21 protein-coding genes and 1 pseudogene are annotated in these 24,175 nt (G+C 63.1%); 13 read left to right on the forward strand and 9 right to left on the reverse strand.

Features of this window, described 5'->3' with window-relative positions:
* Window positions 1–47: 47 nt before the first annotated feature.
* Window positions 48–551 carry a GNAT family N-acetyltransferase gene (locus tag JNB71_RS12450; protein WP_220372076.1) on the reverse strand — a complete coding sequence of 168 codons (504 nt, stop codon included), beginning with the start codon at window positions 549–551 and terminating at the stop codon, window positions 48–50.
* 376 nt (window positions 552–927) lie between these two features.
* Between JNB71_RS12450 and bla the strand changes: the two genes are divergently transcribed.
* The 3 genes from bla (at window position 928) to JNB71_RS12465 (ending at window position 2,530) form a co-directional block, all read left to right on the forward strand.
* Entirely contained in the window at window positions 928–1,809 is an 882-nt protein-coding gene (gene bla, locus JNB71_RS12455; RefSeq protein ID WP_220372077.1) for a class A beta-lactamase, read from the forward strand.
* A 66-nt stretch (window positions 1,810–1,875) separates the two neighbouring features.
* The gene (locus JNB71_RS12460) at window positions 1,876–2,166 is read left to right on the forward strand and encodes a DUF3175 domain-containing protein (RefSeq protein WP_220372078.1); all 291 of its coding nucleotides are present in this window, start codon (window positions 1,876–1,878) and stop codon (window positions 2,164–2,166) included.
* A 124-nt stretch (window positions 2,167–2,290) separates the two neighbouring features.
* A complete protein-coding gene (locus JNB71_RS12465) occupies window positions 2,291–2,530 on the forward strand; it encodes a hypothetical protein (RefSeq protein WP_220372079.1) in 240 nt (79 codons plus the stop codon).
* Between the two features lie 42 nt (window positions 2,531–2,572).
* On the opposite strand, the gene JNB71_RS12470 is transcribed toward JNB71_RS12465, so the two are convergent.
* The 3 genes from JNB71_RS12470 to JNB71_RS12480 all read right to left on the reverse strand — a co-directional run bounded on the left by JNB71_RS12470 (window position 2,573) and on the right by JNB71_RS12480 (window position 6,967).
* Window positions 2,573–4,084 (reverse strand): protein adenylyltransferase SelO, encoded by a 1,512-nt coding sequence (locus JNB71_RS12470; protein ID WP_220372080.1) that lies wholly within the window; start codon window positions 4,082–4,084, stop codon window positions 2,573–2,575.
* A 362-nt stretch (window positions 4,085–4,446) separates the two neighbouring features.
* Window positions 4,447–5,766: a TadE/TadG family type IV pilus assembly protein gene (locus tag JNB71_RS12475; protein ID WP_220372081.1), complete on the reverse strand. Its 1,320-nt coding sequence runs from the start codon at window positions 5,764–5,766 to the stop codon at window positions 4,447–4,449.
* A 244-nt stretch (window positions 5,767–6,010) separates the two neighbouring features.
* A complete protein-coding gene (locus JNB71_RS12480; RefSeq protein WP_220372082.1) occupies window positions 6,011–6,967 on the reverse strand; it encodes a homocysteine S-methyltransferase family protein in 957 nt (318 codons plus the stop codon).
* 225 nt (window positions 6,968–7,192) lie between these two features.
* Between JNB71_RS12480 and JNB71_RS12485 the strand changes: the two genes are divergently transcribed.
* The gene (locus tag JNB71_RS12485) at window positions 7,193–7,813 is read left to right on the forward strand and encodes a TetR/AcrR family transcriptional regulator (protein ID WP_220372083.1); all 621 of its coding nucleotides are present in this window, start codon (window positions 7,193–7,195) and stop codon (window positions 7,811–7,813) included.
* A 23-nt stretch (window positions 7,814–7,836) separates the two neighbouring features.
* On the opposite strand, the gene JNB71_RS12490 is transcribed toward JNB71_RS12485, so the two are convergent.
* The 3 genes from JNB71_RS12490 to JNB71_RS12500 form a co-directional block, all read right to left on the reverse strand.
* Entirely contained in the window at window positions 7,837–9,555 is a 1,719-nt protein-coding gene (locus JNB71_RS12490; RefSeq protein ID WP_220372084.1) for an adenylate/guanylate cyclase domain-containing protein, read from the reverse strand.
* A gap of 195 nt (window positions 9,556–9,750) precedes the next feature.
* A complete protein-coding gene (locus JNB71_RS12495; RefSeq protein WP_220372085.1) occupies window positions 9,751–10,272 on the reverse strand; it encodes a DUF1697 domain-containing protein in 522 nt (173 codons plus the stop codon).
* Between the two features lie 64 nt (window positions 10,273–10,336).
* The gene (locus JNB71_RS12500) at window positions 10,337–12,430 is read right to left on the reverse strand and encodes a S9 family peptidase (protein WP_220372086.1); all 2,094 of its coding nucleotides are present in this window, start codon (window positions 12,428–12,430) and stop codon (window positions 10,337–10,339) included.
* 478 nt (window positions 12,431–12,908) lie between these two features.
* Here JNB71_RS12500 and JNB71_RS12505 point away from each other — a divergent pair, with 478 nt between their 5' ends.
* The 5 genes and pseudogenes from JNB71_RS12505 (at window position 12,909) to aztD (ending at window position 19,749) form a co-directional block, all read left to right on the forward strand.
* Complete coding sequence (locus tag JNB71_RS12505) at window positions 12,909–14,828, forward strand: HAMP domain-containing methyl-accepting chemotaxis protein (protein ID WP_220372087.1); 1,920 nt, start codon at window positions 12,909–12,911, stop codon at window positions 14,826–14,828.
* 184 nt (window positions 14,829–15,012) lie between these two features.
* Entirely contained in the window at window positions 15,013–15,837 is an 825-nt protein-coding gene (locus JNB71_RS12510) for a nickel-binding protein (protein ID WP_220372088.1), read from the forward strand.
* 147 nt (window positions 15,838–15,984) lie between these two features.
* Window positions 15,985–16,407, forward strand: a complete 423-nt coding sequence (locus JNB71_RS12515; RefSeq protein WP_220372089.1) for a YciI family protein — start codon at window positions 15,985–15,987, stop codon at window positions 16,405–16,407.
* Between the two features lie 281 nt (window positions 16,408–16,688).
* Entirely contained in the window at window positions 16,689–17,951 is a 1,263-nt protein-coding gene (locus JNB71_RS12520) for an RNA polymerase sigma factor (protein WP_220372090.1), read from the forward strand.
* A 569-nt stretch (window positions 17,952–18,520) separates the two neighbouring features.
* A pseudogene (aztD, locus tag JNB71_RS12525) lies at window positions 18,521–19,749 on the forward strand (zinc metallochaperone AztD).
* Between the two features lie 10 nt (window positions 19,750–19,759).
* On the opposite strand, the gene JNB71_RS12530 reads toward aztD, so the two are convergent.
* Window positions 19,760–20,623 carry a VOC family protein gene (locus JNB71_RS12530; RefSeq protein WP_220372261.1) on the reverse strand — a complete coding sequence of 288 codons (864 nt, stop codon included), beginning with the start codon at window positions 20,621–20,623 and terminating at the stop codon, window positions 19,760–19,762.
* A gap of 351 nt (window positions 20,624–20,974) precedes the next feature.
* Here JNB71_RS12530 and JNB71_RS12535 point away from each other — a divergent pair, with 351 nt between their 5' ends.
* From JNB71_RS12535 to trhA, 3 genes are all read left to right on the forward strand, one after another.
* On the forward strand, window positions 20,975–21,397 hold the full coding sequence (locus JNB71_RS12535; protein WP_220372091.1) for a universal stress protein: 423 nt from the start codon (window positions 20,975–20,977) through the stop codon (window positions 21,395–21,397).
* A gap of 169 nt (window positions 21,398–21,566) precedes the next feature.
* Entirely contained in the window at window positions 21,567–22,241 is a 675-nt protein-coding gene (locus tag JNB71_RS12540; RefSeq protein ID WP_220372092.1) for a redoxin domain-containing protein, read from the forward strand.
* Window positions 22,242–22,424: 183 nt separating this feature from the next.
* The gene (gene trhA, locus JNB71_RS12545) at window positions 22,425–23,087 is read left to right on the forward strand and encodes a PAQR family membrane homeostasis protein TrhA (protein WP_222857286.1); all 663 of its coding nucleotides are present in this window, start codon (window positions 22,425–22,427) and stop codon (window positions 23,085–23,087) included.
* A gap of 23 nt (window positions 23,088–23,110) precedes the next feature.
* Here trhA and JNB71_RS12550 read toward each other — a convergent pair whose 3' ends face one another.
* Window positions 23,111–23,629 carry a hypothetical protein gene (locus JNB71_RS12550; protein ID WP_220372094.1) on the reverse strand — a complete coding sequence of 173 codons (519 nt, stop codon included), beginning with the start codon at window positions 23,627–23,629 and terminating at the stop codon, window positions 23,111–23,113.
* Between the two features lie 278 nt (window positions 23,630–23,907).
* Here JNB71_RS12550 and JNB71_RS12555 point away from each other — a divergent pair, with 278 nt between their 5' ends.
* Complete coding sequence (locus JNB71_RS12555; protein WP_220372095.1) at window positions 23,908–24,174, forward strand: hypothetical protein; 267 nt, start codon at window positions 23,908–23,910, stop codon at window positions 24,172–24,174.
* Window position 24,175 lies beyond the last annotated feature (1 nt).

A 24,175-nucleotide genomic window follows, 5' to 3' on the forward strand; every position in this document is an offset into this window, starting at 1 on the left:
TGGGAGCGAGCAACTGCGCCGGAAATCGCATGCCGGTGCGCGCCGCTTCACGCCAGCGCCTGCAGATAGCGCATGCCGGTCACCGGGCCGGGCGTGAAGTTTTCCGATTCGTAGAACCGGTGTGCCTGGAAATTGCCCGTAGCAGCGCTGACGGAGAGGTAGGTCGCGCCGGCCATGCGGGCCTGTTCGCGGGCCTTTCCGACGAGGTGGCGGCCGATGCCGGTGCCGCGATGAGCCGGGCGGACGTAGAGCTGGTGCAACTCCATGCCGCGGGCGCCCTGCTGGGCGCGGTAGAGCGGCACGAGAATGGTGTAGCCGATCAGTTCGCCGCCGGCTTCGGCAACCAGTGCGGTGATCCACGGCGTGCGGCCGAACAGGTCGCGTTCCAGGTGCTCCGGGGTGACGGCAGCGGTGTCGCCGTGATGGGCGGCAAGCTCGGCAATCATTTCGCGAAGTTCGGCGAGATCGCGGCTCTTGGCGGCGCGGATCGTCACCATCGGCGCGCGGGTGGCCGGATGGGCATGAAGTGTCGGGATTGCGGTCTGCAGCATGTCGAGGCTCCTGAATGGCTTGCCGCCATCAGGTGCCGTCCAAAACAAAAGCCGCCTGATGGCGGCTTGTTGAACGAGATCAGTCAGCCGCACCTATGGGAGCAGCGTAAAATACCAGCGGGCGATGTTTGCGGTTCTGATCATGGCGGGCAATTTCGCCTTTTCGGGAATTTTGTCAACCGGAAATCGTGCCACCGTTAATTCTTGTGGTCGAAACAAGATTGCGGGACGCCATCTTTCCAGCAAAGAGCAGCCACATTCGCTGCATACCGGTAATTGCAGCGACAGCGCCATGCTATGGATGAACGGCTAATATTCGTTTTTCTTATCAAAGGTTTGCTGTCGTTTCCGGATTCATCATGGGAGAACCCGCCGCATGTCGATCACGTTCAAACGCCGCTCCTTCATCCTCGGCTCCAGCCTGCTTCTGCCCATCGCCAGCCTCGGTGCCGGTCCGGCCTTTTCCGCCGGGAAAGACATCGAGAAACAGCTTGCCGCGCTCGAAAAGCGCACCGGCGGCCGCCTCGGCGTTTGCGTCCTCGATACCAGGAGCAACGTCTCCTTCGGTCGCCGGCAGGACGAACGGTTCGCCATGTGCTCGACCTTCAAGGCGCTTGCCGCTGCCTTCGTGCTGGCGCGTGTCGACAAGGGTGAGGAAAAGCTCGGCCGGCGCATTGTCGTCTCGAAGGCGGATCTTCACGCCCATTCGCCGGTCGCCGAAAAACACGTCGGCGGCACGATGACGGTCGGTGAACTCTGCGATGCCGCCGTCACCTACAGCGACAATGCCGCCGCCAACCTCATTCTGGCAAGTTTTGGCGGACCGGACGGTCTGACGGCCTGGCTGCGCTCGATCGGCGACGAGACGACGCGGCTCGACCGCACCGAGCCCGCCCTCAACGAGGCAAAGCCCGGCGATCCGCGCGATACGACGACACCGGCGGCGATGATGCGCACTCTTGGAAAACTGCTGCTCGAAGACGTGCTGTCGCCGTCCTCCCGCGACCAGTTCGCCGCCTGGCTCGTCGCCAACCGGACGGGCGACCGGCGGCTGAGGGCAGGGCTTCCCGCCAACTGGACGATCGGCGAGAAGACCGGCACCAGCGGCCATGGGGAAGCGGGCGATGTCGGCTTCATGCGTCCGCCCAAGGGCCAGACGATCCTGGCTTCCGTCTATATCGCCGAAGCGCCAAAGCCGGTGAAGGAACTCGAGCCTGTCTTTGCCGAGGTCGGCAAGTTGATCGCCGGGATGGCCTGACGGGTATGGACGGAACCAGGCAGCGCGCTTGCGGGTTTTTCTTCGAAACGATCGATGGAGCCGACAATGCCGAAAAAGAAGCACCGGAAATGGTCGCGGCATGTGACCGAGACCAGCAATGCCATGGATCTGGAAAAGGATGTGTTCCGCTCCCATGACCCGGAGGAAATCGCGCGATCCCTCAAACATTCGGCCGAGGCGAGCGACCGGCGCAAATCCAACCCGTTTCGATCTGCCATGTCGATGCTGAATTTCTACATCAACCGCGCCGGCAGGAACCTGCCCCGCAAGCAAAGGAAGGTTCTCGAGGAGGCAAAGGGCGAATTGCGAAAGGACTTTGGCCGAGATCCGAAATAGCCCGGCGCCGAACGCGCAAAGGGCGCTGTAGCACTTTCAAAGGCCTGCATAACGTCTCAAATCGATTCCGCTTTTCAAGGCTATGCAGTAGATCATCTGCGTCGTGATTCACAACGAGGCTGATATGAAGAGACTGCTGTTTGCTCTCCTGGTTGCGGTTGTTGCCGGCCTCTGCGTCATCGGTGGGCGCTGGTGGATCTATGTCACCAATACCAGCGATCCGCTGGACGAGGTGGGCATTGAGCTCAACAGCCGCATGCCGGAGCCGCTGCGCAAATGGGGCTGCGCCCGGCTGAAGGCGAATTTCAGCGCTCAGCTGCCGCCTTATGGCTGCGCGGCAACCGGAGGCACGGCCTGGGAATAGGCGCTTTGAGGCGAGCCGCCGGCACCCGCCGGCTGCTCGTCATCACGTGCCGCAGAACGTGCGGAACACTTCCTCGGCGGGGGCCGGCGGCGCGGCGTAGGCCGAAAAGCCGGGCTGCTCCTCATAAGGTTTCGCAAGCACGGAAAGCAGCGCCTCGAACAGCGAGAAGTCGCCCTCGTCCTCGGCTGCGCGGATGGCCTGTTCGATGCGGTGGTTGCGCGGAATGTAGGCCGGGTTGACCAGCCGCATCGCCTGTGCCCGGTCGTGCGGCGCTTGTGCCTCGCGCGACAGCCGGGCGCGCCATTCGGCAAGCCAGGGGGCGACAGCCGCCGGGTCGGAGAAGGCGGCAGCAAAGGCGTGCTCTGCCGTGTCGCTCTCGGCCGCGTCGGCTAACCGCCGGAAGGTCAGGGTGAAATCCGCCTGTCCTTCCTTCATCAGCCTCAGCAGTCCCTGGACAAGATCAAGGTCGCCGTCTTCTTCGCCGATCAGGCCGATCTTGGCTTTCATGCCGGCGAGCCAATGGGCCTGGAAGCGCGGACCGTAACCGGCGATCACGTCGTTGGCGAGATTGACCGCTTCGGATGGCTCCGGGTCGAGGAGCGGCAGCAGCGTTTCGGCCAGCCGCGCCAGGTTCCACTGGCCGATCGCCGGCTGGCTGGCATAGGCATAGCGCCCGCCCTGGTCGATCGAGGAGAACACCTTGGCCGGATCATAGGCGTCCAGAAAGGCGCAAGGGCCGAAGTCGATCGTCTCGCCGGAGATGGCGCAATTGTCGGTGTTCATCACGCCATGGATGAAGCCGACGCCAAGCCAGCGCGCAATCAGCGCCGCTTGGGCGCCCCCGACCGTCTCAAGCAGCGCCAGATAGGGGCGCTCCTGTCCCTTGATCTGCGGGTAGTGCCTGTCGATCACGTAGTCCGCCAGCGTCTTGACACCTTCGGTATCGCCGCGCGCGGCAAGAAACTGGAAGGTGCCGACGCGGATATGGCTGGCTGCGACGCGGGTGAAGACGGCACCGGGCAGTACGCGTTCACGGTAGACCGGCTCGCCGGTGACGACGGCCGCCAATGCCCGGGTTGAGGGAATGCCGAGCGCATGCATCGCCTCGCTGACGATATATTCCCGCAGCACCGGCCCGAGCGCGGCGCGTCCGTCACCGCGGCGGGAGTAGGGGGTCTTGCCGGCGCCTTTCAGCTGGATGTCACGGCGCACGCCGTTCCTGTCGATCACTTCGCCAAGCAGGATCGCCCGCCCGTCGCCGAGCAGCGGCACGAACTGGCCGAACTGGTGCCCGGCATAGGCCATGCCGAGCGGCTCGGCGCCTTGCGGAACGCTGTTGCCGGAAAAGACCTGGGCGCCATCGCGTTCCAGCGTATCTGCATCGAGGCCGAGCTCTTCAGCCAGCGGCCGGTTGAACTTGATCAGCCACGGTTCCGCCACCGGCGTCGGATGGACACGCGCGAGAAAATGCGCCGGCAGCCGCGCATAGCTGTTGTCGAACGGGATCGGTGCAATCGCAGTCGTTGTTTCCGATTTCGGTTGGGTATGGTCCATGCCGCCTGATCTCCATCGGAAGCCGTGTCCGTCATCGGCTTGCGGATGATAGCGCATTCGCAAGCTGAAGGTCAGCCGGATATCGTGCGTGCGGGCCCGCATTGCAAGGCCCTCGCCGCTGGCCGATGGATCCCTGGCGATATCGTGCGTCGGCTTTTCGCCTCTTGTCCCCGGCGGGGAGAAGGTGGCCCGAAGGCCGTTGGAGGGCGGCTGACGTAGAGCTGGTCGAAAAACCCCCTCATCGCCTCGCATACGCTCGGCACTTCTCCCCGCTGGGGGGAGAAGAGGAGATTGTCGCAACCCTTTCGATCCATGGGCAGATTGCTGTGCGCTGTCGAGGGGCCGGCATGGCGGCGTCCACGTCATTGCACGAGACGGATCGCTCCGGGATTGTTGATTTTCATGTTTGCCAGTTCCGGATCGCAGTTCATCTTGAAATAGCTGTTTCCGGTAAGGGTGATTTCCTGCGCGATCAGGCGAATGCATTCTCCGCCCGTGGCACCGTTTCCGGAATACTGGATCTCCTGCGTGTCCGGCATGTAGACGATCCCGGTCAGCGAGGATGCGCTGTTGCCGTTGATCACGGCTGGTTCCGTGTTGCCATGCTCCGAGACGATGGAAAACCCGGCCCAGGTTCCTGAGAGCGATGGCGTGATGTGGAACGTTGCACCGCCGTGAATGACGAGCTTGGCATCGTCGAGCAGGAAAAACGTGACGCCGGAACCGGTCACCACCGATTGGCTGGTCAACTGCAGGGAGCCGCCATCTATGAGATAGTTGCCGGGCTCCAGCTTGATTGCGCCCTTGAGCTCGAGGCTCCCGTAGGTCCCGGGCTTCAAGGTGACGACGTAATCGGCGTTGTTTTTCGGAGTCTTGCCGGTGCCATTGCAATCTCCGTTGCCGCCGCCGCCGTTGACGAAGTTTTGACCGCAACCGGAAAGGTCTACCCACTCGCCCGCGGCCGGGAGTTTTTTGTACTTGAACGGATCCGGAACCCGAGACGATTTCTCGTGCGGAGCCGGACAGGCCAGTTGCACGGCAGCGGGGTCGATCGATATGCCTCCCGCAGAATACAGGCATTCGGCCTTCAGGCTGCCCGAGCCGCCGACATAAATCGCCTGCCCATCGGTGGAGTTGGCGGTGATGGTACAGCCGCTCATATCGATATTGGCGCTGCCGCTGACTTCGAAGGCCCGGTATTTTGTCGAGTGAAGGGCAAGAATGCACGCCTCTGTTCCCGGCACCCGGGCGGCAATGGCGCGCTTGCTGATTTCGAAGGGAAGCCGCTCCAGAAACATGGGTTTGTAGCTAAACCCGTAGGCCGCCGTTGCCGTGTCCTCGAGCGCGCCATGCGCGAGTGACAGGCTGAAACTCGACAGCTCGTCTTCCTCGGGCAGCGGCTCGGAATTTTGCGGAACGGTAAAATTGCCGAAGAACACCGCGCTTGCTTGCTTGGTCGCTTCTTCTTCGCTGGACCCTTCCCCGAAGGATCGGACTGCCGAAAGGGCCGTGCTGTCGAGCGCCGCCTGCAGTTTCGTTGCTTCGACGTAGGCGGCTCCAAGGTCGATCACCATCGCGGCGGTTCCGATGACCGGAACGAATGCGATGGCGGTAAGAGTGGCGAAATTACCGGATTCGTCATCGAGGAAATGATCGATGCATGTCTTCAATGGCCACCGCATAGCTACCCCCTCTATTTGGACTGGCAATGAAGAAAAACATTACGCATCGCTAATGTGTAAAGAATTAAGCAATTCGTTAGGATTGTCTGGATTCACAATCATGAGGATAGTGGTCATGATTAAGCAAAGCAACCTGAGATTGCGCTCGTGACGCCGGGGCAATGCTGGCCGCCGCCACGGGATGCATATCGCTCCTGACCAGTTTTCGCCCTTCGATCCACCGGATCGAAGGGGAAATTCAACGTCAGGCGCTCAATCGATTGTCTGAAAAGCAGGCTTCGCAGATGGCAGCCACATGCCGGTGATCGGTGCCGCAGCAGCCCCCGAGGACCCTGAGTTGCGGCATGTGGCGCGTGAGTTGCCGGTAGCGCCGGCCGAGGTCGGCGGGATCGCCGGCATCCAGCGTCTCGCTTTCGTCGAGTTCCTGATGGCTCATCTTCGAGGCATTGGCGCGGATACCGCCGATCCGTTTCAGCCACGCCCCGTCGCCTGCGACGACATCGTCGAAATGGCTCGGATGGGCGCAATTGATCATGTAGTAGAGCGGATAGGCGGCGGTCGCGGCATCCACCGCCTCGATCGCCTGCCTCAGCGTCCTGCCGGTGACAAGATTGCCGTCCGTTTCGACCGTAAAGGAAATCGCGCACGGCATCTCCATCCGCCTGGCAGCGCGGGCGATGCCGACCGCCTCGTCGATGCTGGTCAGCGTAAGCGCTGTGATCATGTCTGCATCGGTGCCGGCAAAGGTGTCGATCTGGGTTGCGTGATAGGCCTCCGCCTCGTCGGCATCCATCTTGCCAGCCTTGTAGCCGTCTCCGCGCGGGCCGATCGCGCCGTTGATGATGATCGCCATACCCGGCCGTTCGTACTCGGCGCGAAGTTCGCTGAGGAGCTCGACGGCATCCTCGTTGGCTGCCTTAAGTGCTTCAGCGCTGTAGCCGAGCTTGTCACCCCAATCCGGATTGGCTCTCCATGTTGCGGTATCCAGTACGAAACCGCTTTTTCCGCTTGCGGCAATATCGAGGTAGCGGGTGTAATAGTCCTTCAGTTGCTTCCGCCCGGCTTGGTCGGCCAGAAGGACGAAAGCCGCGAAATGCGGCAGGTCGGCGCCCTCGTGGAAGATAAGCGTTGTTTCCATGCCGCCGTCGGCCAGGAATATGCCACCCTTCAGGTGCGGCAGGTCGTGTCTGTATTTGCTCACGGTCTTCATCCTCCCTTGTCGTTGGCGGCAGCGTCGAAAGGCGTCGCCAGGTGCGAGGATTCTTGCCGTTTTATCTCCTGCTAAAATAGAGGACTTGCGGTATACTGGCGAGAGATTATAAAAAATTCAGCAATATCAAATGTTTTTGGGCAGGGTGGGCGGCGGGGCGAAAAATCGTTTCCATCGTCGCCCAGGCAAAACCGTACCGGCGGTACAGGAGAGCACATGCGCAAGGGCGAGGAGACGCGTACCCGCATCCTTGATGTGGCTGAGGCCGCGGTTTTGCAGAAGGGCTTCGGCGGCACGTCGATCGAGGAACTGATCGCCGAGACCGGCATCACCAAGAGCGGTTTCTTCTACCATTTCCGCGACAAGAACGAGCTCGCCAAGGCGCTGCTGAACCGCTACATCGAAAACGACGAGCGGATCTACGACGAAATCTTTAGCCGCGCGCGCGACCTGATGGACGATCCGCTGCAATCCTTTCTCCTCGGGCTGAAGCTTTTGTCGGAATTGTTGTCCGACCTGCCTAACGGCCATCCGGGCTGCCTGGTTGCGACCATCTGCTATTACGAGCGGCTCTTCGACAGGGAAATTCAGGAGATCAACCGCCAGGCGGCGTTGACCTGGAGGCGCCGCTTCCGCGGCATGTTCGATGAGATTTTCGCCGTCTACACGCCGCGCGAGCAGTTCGACGTGGACCAGCTCGCCGACATGGTCTCGACGGTGATCGAAGGCGGCATCGTGCTGTCGAAGGCACTGAAGGAGCCGCAAAGCCTACCGGGCCAGATTCTCGTGTTCCGCAGCTTCGTGAAATTGCTGTTCCAGCCGGGCCAGCACGCGTGAGAGGGCTCGTGTGACGTGAGCCGTCACGGTGGCAGGCCTGCATTTCGCAGGCCATCGGCCCACCGCGCTCTATCCTCCGGTCGCCGGATCGGGAAGAGATCGCTGAGACTCGACAGGCGGAAGTCGGGATCGAGCTGACGCAATCGCGTCATCGCCTCCGCTGCCTCCTCAGCTTGTCCGGCCAGCGCATGGCTTGCTGCAGCGACGCAGGTTGCGATGAAGTGGACCGGCTGCTCGCGAATGGCCGCGCGTGCCCACGCCGACGCGTCGTCATATCGGCCGGCAAAGAAGTAGGCGGCGGCCATTGCGGCTTGCGCATTGAACATCTGGGGGTCCTGCGGGTTCAGGCGCATGGCCCGCGCGAGATGATCGAGTGCCACCTCCGGTTCGCCACGCCAAATCCCGGCCCAACCGCTGAACAGCCATGTTGGGGCCCAATTGGGATTGAGTGCAAGAGCACGCTGCAACAAGTCAGCGCCATGGTCGAGTGCGCCGAGAACATAGGTAAAGGCGATGCCGGCGGTGGAGAGCGCCACTGCGTCATCCTTGCCCAAAGCCGCGGCCCGGCGGGCCAGCCGCTCGGTCTCGGCAGTCTCGTGCGCGCGGTCGACCATCCAGCCACTTGCCTTGCGCTGCGAATAGCAGCGGGCCGCCATGCCGTAGGCTGCGGCAAATTCCGGGTCGAGCTCGATGGCGCGGTAAAACAGCCGCAGAGCCTCGTTGTTGGCCTCGCGGCTCCAGCGATGCAGGGCTGCCATGCCGCGCAGGAAGTAATCATAGGCGTCGAGATTCTCGGTGGGCTTGCGCTTGGCCCGCTCGATTTCAGCCTGCTCGAGTTTCGGGCCGATGGCGCCGACCACGTTTGCGGTTACATGGTCCTGAAGCTCGAAAATGTCTTCAATCCCCCCCTCGAAGCGATCCGCCCAAATGTGCATGCCCGTGGCGGCCTCGACAAGTTCGGCAGAGATGCGCACCCGGTTGGCCGCCCTGCGCACGCTGCCCTCGAGCACATAGCGCACGCCCAATTCGCGCCCGACGTGCTTCACGTCGACGGCACGCCCCTTGTAGGTGAAGCTGGAATTGCGCGCGATGACGAAGAGCCAACGAATGCGCGACAGGCCGATGATGATCTCTTCGACGATGCCGTCGCCGAAATAGTCCTGTGCCGGATCGCTGCTCATGTTGCCAAACGGCAGTACGGCGATCGATGGCCGGTCCGGCAGCGCGAGCACGGGCGCTCGCGACGGCATGATCTGATCGAGATACGCCCGGTAGGTTCGCAGCGGGCGCGCGATATTCTTGAGGTGCTGCACCCCCATATCGACAAAGTTGAGATCGACCTTGCCGTCGATCTGTCGGTGCACGTCTTCCGAGATACAGATGCCGCCGGCTTCGGAAATCTCCTCCAGCCGGGCCGCCACATTGACACCGTCGCCCAGGATGTCGTCGCCCTCGATCAGGACGTCGCCGAGATTGATGCCGACACGAAACAGCATCCGCTGATCGGCGGGCGCCACGGCATTTCGCTCGGCCATCAACCTCTGGATGGCGGCTGCGCACGAGACCGCGGCGACGACTGACGGAAACTCCAATAACACGCCGTCGCCGATGGTCTTTACGATCCGACCGCCGTGTTCCGTGATGATCGGCGACATAGCCTCCCGGTGGACGCGCAGCGCACGCGCCGTCCCGGCTTCATCGGCTCCCATCAGCCGGCTGAAGCCCATGACGTCGGCAGCCATAATAGCCGCCAACCTGCGTTCCACCTGGGGCTCACCCACGTACCCGTGCTTCCCATCTGGTTCTAAAGCCAGACTATAGCACGAGCGCTCGGCTTAATTCATTAGGTGTGTCGAAAATAATCCGCAGGCGGTGGGGCGAAGCGGCCGTCATCGTTGATGCCGGCGCCAATTCGCGTGGCCAGCACGCGTGAAGGCTCAGCCGGCCTCCATCTCCGCGGCAAGCTCTGCCAATTTGCGCACGGTATTGAGATTGCGCGATGTCGCAGGCATCAGCGCTGGCAGCTTCAGTTTCGAGCGGCCCGAGCCGTTCGGATAATGCACGTAGATCTCGTGGCCGGCGACATGCACCTCCTCGCCGTCGGGCGCGACGAGATTGTCGAGCGCATCGGCAGGCGCTTTCTCCGGCAGGAAGTTGACCATCAGGTAGTTCGGCTTGGCGTCAGGGAAGGGATTGTTCTTGGCGATCTTTTCCAGTTGGCTGCGGCTGCGCACCATCACACCCGGCGCCTTGCCCATCATCTCGGCGAGTGCCATATCCAGAACTTTCGCGGCATTAGCGGCGGCGAGGTCCGAGCGGAACAGCACATTGCCGCTCTGGATATAGGTTTTCACGTCCGAGAAGCCGGCCTTCTCACAGACCGCCTTGAGGTCGGCCATGGCAAGCTTGCCGGTTCCGCCGACATTGATGGCGCGCAGAAGAGCGATATGGACGGGCATGGTTCCTCCCGGAGTTGGGTGTGCAGGGGTGTCGGGTCGTGCGCGGCGGCCGCCCTTCGCCCCCTCACATCTTCCCCGCCACCTTGATCGCGAACGCATATTCGAAGGCGATCTCCTCCAGCCGCTGGAAGCGCCCCGAGGCGCCGCCGTGGCCGGCGTCCATATTGGTCTTCATCAGGATCGGCTCGGAGCCGGTGGTCTTCTCGCGCAGCTTGGCCACCCATTTGGCTGGTTCCCAATAGGTGACGCGCGGGTCGGTGAGGCCGCCGAGCGCCAGGATGGCCGGGTAGGGCTTTTCCGCAACGTTGTCATAGGGGCTGTAGGCTGCCATGCGCTCGTAGGCTGCCCTGCTCTCGATCGGGTTGCCCCATTCCGGCCATTCCGGCGGGGTGAGCGGCAGCGTGTCGTCGAGCATGGTGTTCAAGACATCGACGAAGGGGACGGCGGCGATGATGCCCTTGAACTTCTCCGGCGCCATGTTGGCGATCGCGCCCATCAGCATGCCGCCGGCCGAACCGCCCTCGGCGACGATGTTTGGGTAAGAGGTGAACTTCTGTTGATTCAAATAGTCGGCCGCCGCGATGAAGTCATTGAAAGTATTGGTCTTCTTCTCCATCTTGCCGTCTTCGTACCACTGGAAGCCCTTGTCCTTGCCGCCGCGGATATGGGCGATGGCATAGACGAAGCCGCGGTCGGCGAGCGACAGGCAGTTGGTGTTGAAACCGGCCGGAATGCTGATGCCATAGGCGCCGTAGCCGTAGAGCAGGCAGGGGGCCGAGCCGTCGAGCGGCGTATCCTTGCGATAGAGCAGGGTCACGGGCACCTCCGCACCATCCCAGGATGGCGCCATGACGCGGCGGGTGACGTAGTCGTCGATATTGTGGCCGGAGGGCACTTCCTGCGTCTTCAGGAGCGTGCGCTCGCGCGTCGCCATGTCGTAGTCGTAGAGCTGGCTCGGCGTCGTCATCGACGAATAGGAGAAGCGGATGACGTCGGTGTCGTATTCGCCGGCACCGGAGAGGCCAAGCGAGTAGGCTTCCTCGGCAAAGGCGATCGCGTGTTCCTCGCCGCTCCTGCGGTCGCGGATCTTGATCTGCGGCAGGCCGTTTTCCCGCTCCAGCCAGACGAGATGGCGGGCAAAGGCCATGTGGCTGATGATCAGCCGGCCCGGCGTGTGCGGCACGACGTCGGTCCAGTTTTCGCGGCCCGGTTTGTCAACCGGCGTCTGCATGATCTTGAAATCCTTGGCGCCGTCGGCATTGGTCAGGATGTAGAAGACATCGCCGCCCTCGGTCATGGAATATTCGAGCCCCGTTTCGCGCGCCGAGACCATTTGCGGCGTCGCGTTGAGGTCGCTCGTCGGGATCAGCAGATATTCGCTGGTCTCGTGGTCGTGGATGTCGATGTAAATGAAGTCGTCGAGCATCGAACCGCCAACGCCCATGAAGAAACCCGGATCCTCCTCCTCGTAGACCAGCCGGTCGTCGCTCTGCGGCGTGCCGACGATGTGGTGGAAGATTTTTGAAGGCCGGTGGTTGTCGTCGAGCACGGTGTAGAAGAAGCTCTTGCCGTCCGGCGCCCAGGCGCCGCCGCCGCCGGTGTTTTCGATGATGTCTTCAAGGTCCTCGCCGGTTGAGAGATCACGGACGCGCAGCGTGTAATATTCCGAACCCTTGTCGTCATAGCCCCAGAGGCCGCGGCTGTGGTCGCTCGTGTGGTCGATGCCGGCAAGCCGGAAATAGGCCTTGCCGGCGCCTTCCTTGTCGCCGTCGAGCAGAACGGTGCGTGCGCCGCCATCGCGGGGGATGCGGAAATAACGCGGCTGTTCGCCGCCGGTGACGAAGAAGGTGCCGTAGGCGAAAGGCCCGTCCTTCACCGGCACGGAACTGTCATCTTCCTTGATGCGGCCCTTCATCTCGGCAAACAACTGCTTCTGCAGCGCCTCGGTATCGGCCATCGCCGCCTTCATGTAGGCGTTCTCGGCTTCCAGGTGCTTGCGGATTTCCGGATCGAGGATCGATGGATCCTTGAACATCGCCTGCCAGTTGTCGGCACGCAGCCAGGCATAGTCGTCCGTCCGGGTGATGCCATGGCGGGTATCGGTCACCGGCTTTTTCGGAGCGACGGGAGCAGCGGGCAGGTGGTTGAATATGGACAAGGATGACTCCGGGAAAAATGCGAGGGGTGTAGACCGGAGATAGAGGCCGGGTGCCCAAGGTTCAAGGAAAAAGCTCGCGCGATAGCGCAGACAGCCCGAACAAAGTCGCGCGTCGCCCGTTGCGGGAGGTCGTGTTTATCACGCATGTGGCCTTTTCACCCCCCTCTGCCCTGCCGGCATCTCCCCCTCAAGGGGGGAGATTGGCGTGGGCTGGCCTCTTGCGCCCGATCTCCCCCCTTGAGGGGGGAGATGTCACGAAGTGACAGAGGGGGTATTCCCAAGATTGTCGTATATTGTGACCGTTCCGGTCGGCCGGCCAGCGGCTCACATAGAAGAGCTTTAACCGTACGTTAGCGCAATTCCTTCAGATTGCACCGCAGCGCGCGATGTTCCCTTTCTGCGCCCTGCCAGAGGCATCATGCCTTGACCCCCCATTTTCGTTCAGCTTGCGGGAAATCGCTCCCGCCGGAGTTTCGTCATGACGTTTCGCAATCTCTCCATTCTCCAGAAGATCGGCCTTGTCGTGTTCGTCATGGGGCTCTCTTCGCTGGTCATCGCCTTTGTCGGAGCGCGGGGGATTTCGGCGCTCGAATCGGCGATCGTATCGGTTGGCTACAAGGAGGAAGTCGCTCGCGAGGCGATGGACCTGCGCGTCGACATCATCGCCATCAGCCGCATGACCTACCAGCTTGCCGCCCAGCCGGAAAAGGCGGCCGATTTCCGCGCGGAAACCGAAAAGCGCGCCAAGGAAATGCTCGAGCGCCTGCCGAAGATCGAAGCGGCAGCCGATGCAACGGAACTCAAGCAACTGCAGACGATCCGCGCGACGCTCGAGACCTATTTTGGCGAAATCCGCGCCATGGTCGATGTCGCCGAGAAGAACGGCAAGGACGCAGCCGCGATCAAGGCCGGCCTCGACAAGGCGCTCGCCGCGCAGAAGACCGTCACCAGCGCCGTCAAGGAATACAGCACCTATTCGGGCGGGGCGCTTGCGACTGCCCGCGCCGACGCCCTTCAGTCCTCGTCGCTGGCATTGGTTATCGCCATCGCATCGGCCGCAGCCTGCATCGTGCTCGGCGCAGTGGCGAGCCTTCTCGTCGCGCGCCGGGGGATTGCTGCACCGGTTCGCGCTCTGACGGCCGCCATGAGCCGCCTTGCCGAGGGCAACCTCGACAGCACCGGCACGGACGCCGAACGCAGGGACGAGATCGGCGAAATGGCCCGTGCCGTCGAAGTGTTCCGCCGCAATGCGCTGGCGATGCGCGACATGAAGGCGCAGGAAGCGGCCCTCCATGCGCTGAGCAGCGATCTGCAATCGAGCATCAGCGCCGTCGTCGCGGCCGCCGTCGCCGGCGATTTCACCGGCCGCATCGGCAAGGATTACCAGAACGACGATCTCAACCGCTTCGCCGGCAGCGTCAACGAACTGGTCGACAGCATCGACAGCGCCGTCGCGGAAGTGCGCCGCGTCATTGCCGCCCTTGCCGACGCCGATCTGTCGCAGAGCATGGAGGGCCAGTTCCAGGGCGCCTTCGCCGAGCTGCAGCAGAACGTCAATTCCACGATGGTGACGCTGCGCTCGACCATGCAGAATGTGCGCGGTGCTGCCGGCACCATCAAGGAAAGCTCCGCCGAACTGAGCTCCGCCGCCAACGACCTCTCCAAGCGCACCGAGCAGCAGGCCGCCGCGCTCGAGGAAACCGCCGCCGCATTGGACGAGATCACCGCCACCGTCCGCGCCTCCTCCTTGCGCGCCAACGAAGCCCGCGACATGGTGCGGGAGACGAAGGAGAGCGCCGGCAAGTCGGGCGCGATCGTCCGCGATGCCGTCAGCGCCATGAGCCGCATCGAGGGCTCGTCGAGCCGGATCAGCCAGATCATCGGCGTCATCGACGAGATCGCCTTCCAGACCAACCTGCTTGCCCTCAACGCCGGTGTCGAGGCGGCCCGCGCAGGCGAGGCTGGCCGCGGCTTCGCCGTCGTAGCCCAGGAAGTGCGCGAACTGGCGCAGCGCTCGGCCAATGCCGCCAAGGAGATCAAGACGCTGATCAGCGCGTCTGCCTCGGAAGTGGAAGGCGGCGTCTCGCTCGTCCGGGCGACAGGCGATGCGCTTCTGGAAATCGAGCAGCTCGTCCTGCGCGTCAACGACCACGTCGAAAGCATCGCCACGGCGGCGCGCGAACAGTCGACCGCGCTTGCCGAAATCAACACCTCCGTCAACCACATGGACCAGATGACGCAGAAGAACGCCGCCATGGTCGAGGAGACGACGGCTGCCAGCGAGACGCTCGCCGAAGAAAGCCGTCAGCTCCAGACCCTGCTAGCCCGCTTCAATCTGGAGGAGCAGAGCCGCGTATCGCATTCACAACCGCAGCAACGCACCCGTTACGCGGCCTGAGCGGCGGCGAGCAGGCAAACGGCAAGGGTGAGGGGAGGATGGCAACGTCCTCCCCTCATGCATTTGTGTTGCCGCGCTGGGAAGGCGCCGGCCTCACAAACCGCCCGAAAGGTGGACCGGGCTGCGTCCAGGTCGTAGAATGAAACCTTCCTTGTGGGCTGAGGCTTCAGAGCAGGAGGCGCATATGGCTATATTCATGGACAGGCACGACTTTTCGGCAATCACCGCGGCCGACGCCGCCGAGGCGCACCGCAGGGATATCGAGATACAGGATCGGTATGGGGTCAAGTTCCTGACCTACTGGTTCGACCAGCAACGTGGAACCGTGTTTTGCCTCGTGGATGCGCCCGACGCGGAAACGGCCCAATGCGTGCACCGCGAGGCGCATGGCTACATCGCCGGCGAGATTGTCGAGGTCGCGTTGTCGGCAGTCGAGGCGTTTCTCGGCCGGATACAGGACCCTGAGCGGGCCCCGGGGCAATCCTCGGGCGAAATGGATTGCGGCCATCGGGCAATCCTGTTCACCGACATCGTCGGCTCGACCGCAATGACGTCGCGGCTCGGCGACCGCATGGCGACCGAACTGGTCAGGGCGCATGATGCCATCGTGCGCAGATGTCTTGGCCATTCCTCGGGCCGCGAGGTGAAGCACACCGGCGACGGCATCATGGCGACGTTCGCCGCGACATCCGCGGCTGTCGATTGCGCTGTGGCCATTCAGCAGGAATTCAAACGCTACAACCTCGGCAACTCTGAGCCCATTCATGTTCGCATCGGACTGGATTGCGGCGAGCCGATCGAGGACAGCCGCGACCTGTTCGGCTCCACCGTGCAGCTTGCCGCTCGATTGTGCGCTGCGGCCTCCAGCGACCAGATTCTGGTGTCGGAGAACATTTTTCGAGAGTACGGCACCGCCGATTTCTTCGGTCACGCGACCCGCCGGCGGCTGAAAGGATTTGCGAAGCCCGTGCTGGCCTTCCAATGCGACTGGGCTGACGCGGGGGTTTAAGACCGCCAGTCTCAGCCCGACGCCCCGGGGACGACGACCTGAAACTTTTTCACGAAAAATCTCGCCGGCATGTCGATTGTGCCGGCACTCGTTCGTCGTAGGAAGAGGAAGGTCGATGTGGCCTCCGTCAACGAGAGGAGAAAGACGATGCGTGTCATAGTCATGGTAAAGGCGACGAAGGAGAGCGAAGCGGGGATCATGCCCTCGACCGAGCTTATGGAGGCGATGGTCAAGTTCAACGAGGAACTGATCAATGCCGGCGTCATGCTGGCGGGCGAGGGGCTGCATCCCTCGTCGAAAGGCAAGCGTATCGCATTCGACGGTCCCAGCCGCACCGTGATCGACGGCCCCTTCGCCGAGACCCGTGAACTGGTCGCCGGCTTCTGGATCTGGGAAGTGAAGGACATGGCCGAAGCGGTGGAGTGGGCCAAGCGCTGCCCCAATCCGATGCCGGGCCCGAGCGAACTCGAGATCCGCCAGGTATTCGAGGCCGCCGACTTCGGCGATGCCCTGACGCCGGAACTCGCCGAGCAGGAGGAGCGTCAGCGCCAGAAGCTGGCCGGCCACTAGAGCCGGCGGCTTGCTCCCTCTTCTCCCCGGCGGGGAGAAGGTGGCCCGAAGGGCCGGATGAGGGGGCGGCTGGCGCCGAGAAAACCCCCTCATCGCCTCGCATACGCTCGGCACTTCTCCCCGCGGGGAAGAAGAGGGAGTTTGGCGAAATCGTCTTCGCTCCATAGCCATAGCCCTAGGGCAGAGGGGGGTGAGACGGCCGCTGTCGCGTCGTGCGAGATCGAATCGACCTGTCGCCCTGCCGCTTGACGTGGCCCTTACACCTCCCGTAAGCGGGAAGCATGGCGGCGACGGAAATCCACCAGACCATCGAGACCGTGTTCCGGATCGAACAGGCAAGGCTCATCGCGGGCCTCGTGCGAATGGTGCGGGACGTGAACCTCGCCGAAGACCTGGCCCAGGACGCCCTGGTGGCAGCCCTGTCCGAATGGCCGAAAACCGGGGTGCCGAAAAACCCGGGCGCCTGGCTGATGGCCGCTGCCAAGCGCCGGGCCATCGACGGCTTCCGCCGCAGCAAGATGCTGGCGCGCAAGCACGCCGAGATCGGCCGCGATCTGGAAGACGAAGGTGCCGACCCCGTCGCGGACATCGAGGCGGCCATGGATGACGACCTTGGCGATGAGCTGCTCGGCCTGATCTTCACCGCCTGCCACCCGGTGCTCTCGCCCGAGGCGCGCGCGGCGCTGACGCTGCGCCTGATCGGCGGGCTGACGACCGACGAGATCGCCCGTGCCTTCCTCACCAGTGAAGCGACCATCGCCCAGCGCATCGTTCGGGCCAAGAAGACGCTCGGCAAGGCCGGCCTGACCTACGAAGTCCCGCGCGGGCCGGAGCGGGAAGAACGTCTCGCCTCGGTGCTCGAGGTCATCTACCTGATCTTTAACGAGGGCTATGCGGCGACCTCCGGCGAAGACCTGATCCGTCCGGCGCTCTGCGCCGAGGCCCAGCGCCTTGGCCGCATCCTCGCCGGTCTGGCGCCGGGCGAGCCAGAGGTCTTCGGCCTTCTCGCCTTGATGGAAATCCAGGCCTCGCGCCTCAACGCCCGAATTGCGCCGGACGGCTCGCCGGTTCCGTTGACCGAACAGAACCGCGCCCGCTGGGACCAGCTGTTGATCCGCCTGGGGCTTGCCGCGCTGGAGCGCGCCGAAGCGCTCGGCGGCGCGGGCGGTCGCTATACCCTGCAGGCCGCACTCGCCGCCTGCCATGCAAGAGCGAAAAAGGCAGAGGAGACGGATTGGCAGAGGATCGCCGCGCTCTACGATAAGCTGCGAGCTGTCATGCCCTCGCCGGTGGTCGACCTCAACCGGGCGGTTGCCCACAGCATGGCCTTCGGGCCCGAGGCCGGCCTTGCCCTCCTGAGCGAGATCGAGCAGGCGGGTGCCTTGCGCGACTACGCGCTGCTGCCGGCGGCGAAAGGCGATTTCCTGTTCCGCGCTGGCCTTCTGGTGGAGGCCGGGGCAGAGTTCGAGCGCGCTGCCGCGCTCACGCGCAACGAGCGCGAAAGAACCTTCCTGCTCGGACGGGCGGCGGCCTGCGGCCGTTAGGTGCCGAAAAGGGTGAGCGGCATTCGACCTTACGGCACACGATACGGTAGTCTCATCCCCTCTGCCTGCCGGGCAGGAATTTGGGTCTCGCTCCCTCTTCTCCCCGCCGGGGAGAAGGTGGCGCGAAGCGCCGGATGAGGGGGCGGCTGGCGCCGAGATCGCCGAAGACCCCTCATCGCCTCGCATGCGCTCGGCACTTCTCCCCGCGGGGGAGAAGAGGGGGCTCGCCGCAATCGCATTCACTCCGTGGGTGATTGCCCTGCCTTGAGGGGGAGATGCCCAGCAGGGCAGAGGGGTACTCCCGATGCAGTCGGGTACCGTGATTCGACCTGAAATTATCCGGCCCTTTGGCGTATCGCCGCTGCACGTGCGTGCTATGCGCCTTCCGAGGACGGATGCGCGAAGCGCGCCAGCACGTTTATCAATGCCGTCCTGAGCCTCGTCGCTCGCGATTGGGGCACGCGGCGACATCGGATCGCCGGCCGGAATTTTGTGGCTGGACAATGCATGTGTAACTTTATAACAGGAGAAGTGTAACGTTATTACATTAACTCGCGCAGGAGATTTTGATGCGGATCCAGCTTGGCAAGCCGATGCAGGCTGCGGCGGTCGCGGCGGTAACGGCGCTTTCCCCCCTTCCGACATTCGCCGACGACAGCAAGGAGACATGGCGGCTCTTCGTTGCCGATCACACGCAACCGGTCGTGCGGGCGCTCGATGCCGAAAGCGGCCGCGAACTTGCACGGTTCGATATCAGCGGCTTTGCCGCGCTATCCGCCAGCGACAGCGGCAAAACGGTCTTCGCCGTTCAGGGGGATAAGGACATTGTCAACGTGATATCGACCGGCATCGCCCTCTCGGACCATGGCGAGCACCGCGATATCGACGTCACCGAGCCGAAGTTGCTGGCGGGCGCGATCAACGGAAAGAAGCCGGGCCATGTGGTGACCCACGGAGACGACGTGGCGATTTTCTACGATCGGGGCGGCAAGACGGACCTGATGCGCGAGAGCGCGCTGATCGAAGGCAAGGCCGAGATTGCAAGCCTGGACACCACCGCGCCGCACCATGGCGTGGCCGTGCCGATGGGCGGCAACGTCCTCGTTTCCGTCCCCGACATGAGCGCCGAGGCCAAGCCGGACGAACTGCCGCCACGGCTTGGCCTGCGCATCCTCGACCGGTCAGGCAAGCAGCGTGGCGATGTTGCCGCCTGCATGGGCCTGCATGGCGAAGCAACCTCGGCGCGTCTCGTCGCCTTCGGCTGCGAGGAGGGAGTTCTCGTCGCCCGCCCGGCCGGGATCGACGGGCCGAAGCTTGCGATGCTGGCCTATGGCGACGACCTGCCGGAAGGCAAGGTTTCCACCTTGCTCGGCGGCAAGTCGATGCAATTCTTTCTCGGCAACTACGGCGAGGACAAGGTCGTGCTGATCGACCCCGATAGCGACAGACCCTACCGCCTCGTTGAACTTGCGACCCGGCGCGTCGACTTCATTCTGGACCCGGCCGATGCCCGAAGCGCCTATATCCTGACCGAGGACGGCAAGCTCCATCTGCTGGATGTCGTCAGCGGCAAGATCACCCGTTCGGCAACCGTCACCGAACCCTACAGCAAGGATGGACATTGGCGTGACCCGCGTCCGCGGCTCGCGGTTGCCGGCGATCGCATCGCCATCACCGACCCCGCCATGGCCTGGTGCGGATGATCGCGACCGACAGCCTTCAGCAAACGGCGACAATTCCGGTGAAGGGCCAGCCCTTTGCGATCGTCGCCGTCGGCGGCTCCGGCGCGACGCACTGAGATTTGGCCGTCAGGCCACCAGCTTCAGCCCGATGCCCCAAGGGTCGACGAGCGAGGCGGCGGCGCCGGTGCGTGTCACTGGGATTTCCAGCGCGTCGAGCCTGGTGATCGCCGTCTCGAGCTTGGCCGGGTCGTTGAAATGCACGGTGTAATCCGCAAGGCCGGTCATGGTGCCCTGCCGTTTCGGCGCGCCGCGCGAATTCCAGATATTGGCGGCGACATGGTGGTGATACTTGCCCGAGGCGAAGAAGCTGGCGCCGGGGTAGGTCGCCATCAGGTCGAGCCCAAGCACGTCGCGGAAGAAGGCATTGGCCTGCGGAATGTCGGAGACCTGCAGGTGGATATGGCCGATCGCCGTGCCGTCCGCCATGCCGCCCCATGTGTCCTTCGGCGCCTCGTCGTAGAGCGCCTGCAGGTCAAGCGGCAGCGTCGCCATCTTCACCATGCCGTCCTCGATATAGTTCCATTCCTGCCGCGGCCGGTCGCGATAGACTTCGATGCCGTTGCCCTCGGGGTCCCCGAGATAGATCGCCTCGCTCACCAGATGGTCGGATGCGCCCTGCAGCGGCACGTTGTTGTGGGCGATATGGGCGAGCCAGCGGCCAAGTTCGGCGCGATCAGGAACCAGGAAGGCCGTGTGGAACAGGCCCGGCGCATTACGCGGCGCAACGGTGGCATTACCCTGCGTCGTCAGCGTCAGAAGCGGTCGCCCGGCAACGCCGAGCGTCTCGCCGCTCGCCGTCTTGTCCATCGGCGTCAGGCCCATGATTTGCTGATACCATGACGATACCATCGGCAGGTCGCGAACCACCAGATGCGAGTGATCGATATAGGCCGGCATGCGGACGGCGTGTGTTGCGGCGTGCTCTGTCATTGTCGTGCTTTCTGCCCTGGTTGGGGCTGCGGCGGTTCCCGTTGCCAGCGCTGTCGCCGACAGCTTGATGAAGGTGCGTCTGTCGAAGCCGGCCATGGCGCGTTCCCCTCTGAAACTCCTGGGAGATTATATGGCGCGCCTGCGGCGTCCACGAAAGGTGGCGTATTGAGGAAGTACCGTTCTCGCCCTGTTGACAATCGCCTGCGACCGCATGCCCGGTTGTGACTTTTTCCCAGACACACCTATATTCTAATTATTCGCGCCAGGCAGCGAGGGTCGGTGAAAACAATGGCCCGGGAGGCGGGATATCCTGCCTCTCCACCGGCGCGGCGAACCCGAGGGAGGACAGTCATGTATTCGAGAATCATCGTCCCGATCGCCATGGACCAGCTGGAGCATGGCGAAACGGTGCTGGAGCGCGCCAAGTCGCTGCTGGACGAGGGCGGCGAAATCATTCTCCTGAATGTCGTCGAGGATCTGAATGCCTATGCGCAGGGCTACATGATTGTCGACTTTCCGCTGGAAATGGTCGAGGCATCCCGCAAGCATGCGATGAACACGCTGATGGAGCTCAAGCAGAAGCACGGCGTCAAGGGCCGCGTCGAAATCCGCGTCGGCGGCGCAGCCGGTGTCATCAACGCCTTTGCGGAGGAGATGGAGGCTGACCTGGTCATCATCGCCTCGCACCGGCCGGGCCTGATCGACTACTTCATTGGCTCGACCGCAAGCCGCGTCGCCAGCCACTGCAAATGCGCCGTGCTGATCGATCGCTGAACCGGGATTGCCGGGCGCGGCTTACTGCGCCCGGGTGAATTGGCCGTTCGGCACCTCGGGCACATGATCCGATAGTGTGAAAGCGCGATCTCCGGTACAGTGGGGATCGAGGCGCTGCCGGCGTTCAGCGCCGTCGCCAATCGGAGCGTCAGAGCGAAGGAATGTTTTCATGACAGACCGAATCCGCCCGCTGCAGCCGGGAGAGGCCGCGCCCGCATTCGTGCTTCCCGCCGCCAATCGCGAGGGTTTGGCCTCTCTCGCCAGCCTGCTGGGCCGGCCGTTCCTCATCGGCTTCTATCGCGGCCTGCACTGCCCCTTCTGCCGGCGTCAGGTCGGACAGCTTTCCAGCCTGCAGCCCGCGCTGCAGGCCATGGGCGTCGAGACGCTGGCCGTCATCAATACGCCGCTCGAGCGCGCGCGCCTCTATTTCCGCTACCAGCCGACGCCGGTGACGCTTCTGTGCGACCCGGACTGCCGCACGCACCGGGCCTTCGGCGTGCCACGCGTCGAGTTCTTGCCCGATGGCAGCAGCGAGCGGTCGGAATGGCCATTGCGGACGACAATGGCGGATTTCGCGGGCGCCCGCATCAATCCCGGCGGCGAAATGCCAGAGCCGGTGCCGCCGATGGAAGCCAACACCGTCCTCAATGCGAAGGACGGATTCGAGCTCGACGAAGCCGACAAGAAGATTTTCGCAAACCACGGCACGCAACTGGTCGGCCACTTCCTGGTGAATGCGCAGGGCATTGTCGGCTGGGCGCAAATCGAGGCGCAGGACGGGCCAAACAGCATCGGCGTTTTCCCGACCGCGGCCGAGATTATCGCCGCAGCCGGCAAGCTCTGATCTTCAGCACACCCTCCGGTGAAATGTCGATCTGTCGCAAAGTTTGATCCTCCGGCTCTGTTTCGACGCTGCTGTCTATGGCACATTGGCAGGACTGCCACGCAGTGTGGCGGCGCGATATCGGTCATCATGGTGGGTGATGTGCCGGCAACATCGTGAAGCCGGACGAAGTGTCGAGGGGCTCTGGTGGAAATCAAGGGCATCAAATGGAACTACGATCGTTCTGAACTGATTGCCGACGGCGTGGTCCACGGGGTCGGTCTCGCCTTTGCCCTGATCGGCGTCACGGCGATGATCTTCTACGCCACGGTCTGGAGTACGTCCGGCCAGTTGGCTGCCGCGTGGATCTACGGCGCCGGGCTGGTGGTGACGCTCTCGATCTCCTTCCTCTACAATCTCTATCCGATATCGCGCACCAAACTGGTCCTGCGGCGCGTCGACCATTCGTCGATCTTCGTGCTGATCGCCGCCACCTATACGCCTTTTTTGCAGCGCGGCTGGGACGATCCCTGTCTGTTCGGCCTGCTGATCGGCATCTGGACGATCGCCTTTGTCGGGGTGCTGATCAAATGCGTCTTTCCGGGTCGCTTCGACAAGGTGGCGATCCTCATGTATCTCGCCATGGGCTGGAGCGGCGTGTTCGCCGCCGGTCCGCTCCTGTCGCAACTGACGGAGACGACGCTGATCCTCATCGTGATCGGCGGGATCCTCTACTCCTGCGGCGTCATCTTCCATGTCTGGGAAAAGCTGCGTTTCCAGAACGCCATCTGGCACGGCTTCGTGGTCATCGCGTCTGCCGTGCACTATTCCGCCGTGCTCACCTGCATCAGCAGCGCTTCGGCCTGACCTCGGAAATCTAACGGTGGCTGTCAGTGCTGCGCGGCACCCGGAGCCTGTTGCGGCGCCTGTTCGCATCCCGCGGCCGGCCGCAACGATTTCACCAACCGGCCGATGACGCTGTTGAACGTCTTCAACCGGTCGCGCGGGTAGCGAAGGTGAAAATAGGCGGCGTTGCCGTCGCAAAGAGCGATGCCGCGGACATAGAGAATATCGGCCGATCGCGCGCCGGAATAGCTCGCCCAGCCGTTCGTCACCTTGTCATAGGTGATCGTCCATCCGGCCGCCCGGTCCGCGTCGAGGCGCTTTCGGGCCTCCCCGGCAAATTCGCCGGTTTCGAGCATGGTGCCGTAGAGCGAAAGCTCGGAACGCCCGTCATCCGAGCGAAAGGTCGCCCCGTCGCCGTTGTCGGCCTCCTTGCCCAGCGTGAAGCCGGGCGGCACGGCTGCACTATATCCGAAGCGCGAATTGGAATAGCTCGTCCAATCGTCCGCGGCGAGTGCGGGCGAAATCGTGCAAAGGGTTGCCGTCAGCAACAGCGCATGTCTCAAGGTCGGCTCCTTAATTTGTCGCATCGGCCATCCGGTCTTCAATTGTCGCATCCGCCATTCGGTCTTCCTAGAGACCCGGGAGCAGTGGAAATTTATGTGTAGTAAAACTAAGCAGTACACTGTGGGTTGAAAAAAGACTGCTTCCCCCTAAAATCATGGAGGGGCAAGTGGCAACCCTGAAATCGCCGGTCGGTTTACGATATAGTCATATCGAAGACTTGCCGGAGGAAACATGTGTATCGTGTCAAAGCGGCGGACAATCGCCAAAAGGAGGGGCAGTGACAGAACCAGGGAATGCGGCAAGCCGCAGGGTTTCAGGCGAACCTTCCAAGCATCACGTCGACGACACGGGCGTTCCCCTCTGGAGCGAGGCGGACGCAGAGCCGACACCGGGGCGCAATTGGTCGATCATCCTCGTCTTCGTGTTCGTTCCCTTGATGGCGCTGGCCGTATTGGTGCTCTGTCTTTATGCGCTGTTTGCGCATCTGTTCGGCATGCCGCAAGCGCCAGAGATGAGCATCGGCGCCACCAGGCTGCCATCCTGAC

It is taken from the genome of Rhizobium herbae, assembly GCF_019511375.1.
In the GTDB taxonomy this organism is placed as follows: Bacteria; Pseudomonadota; Alphaproteobacteria; order Rhizobiales; family Rhizobiaceae; genus Pararhizobium; species Pararhizobium herbae_A.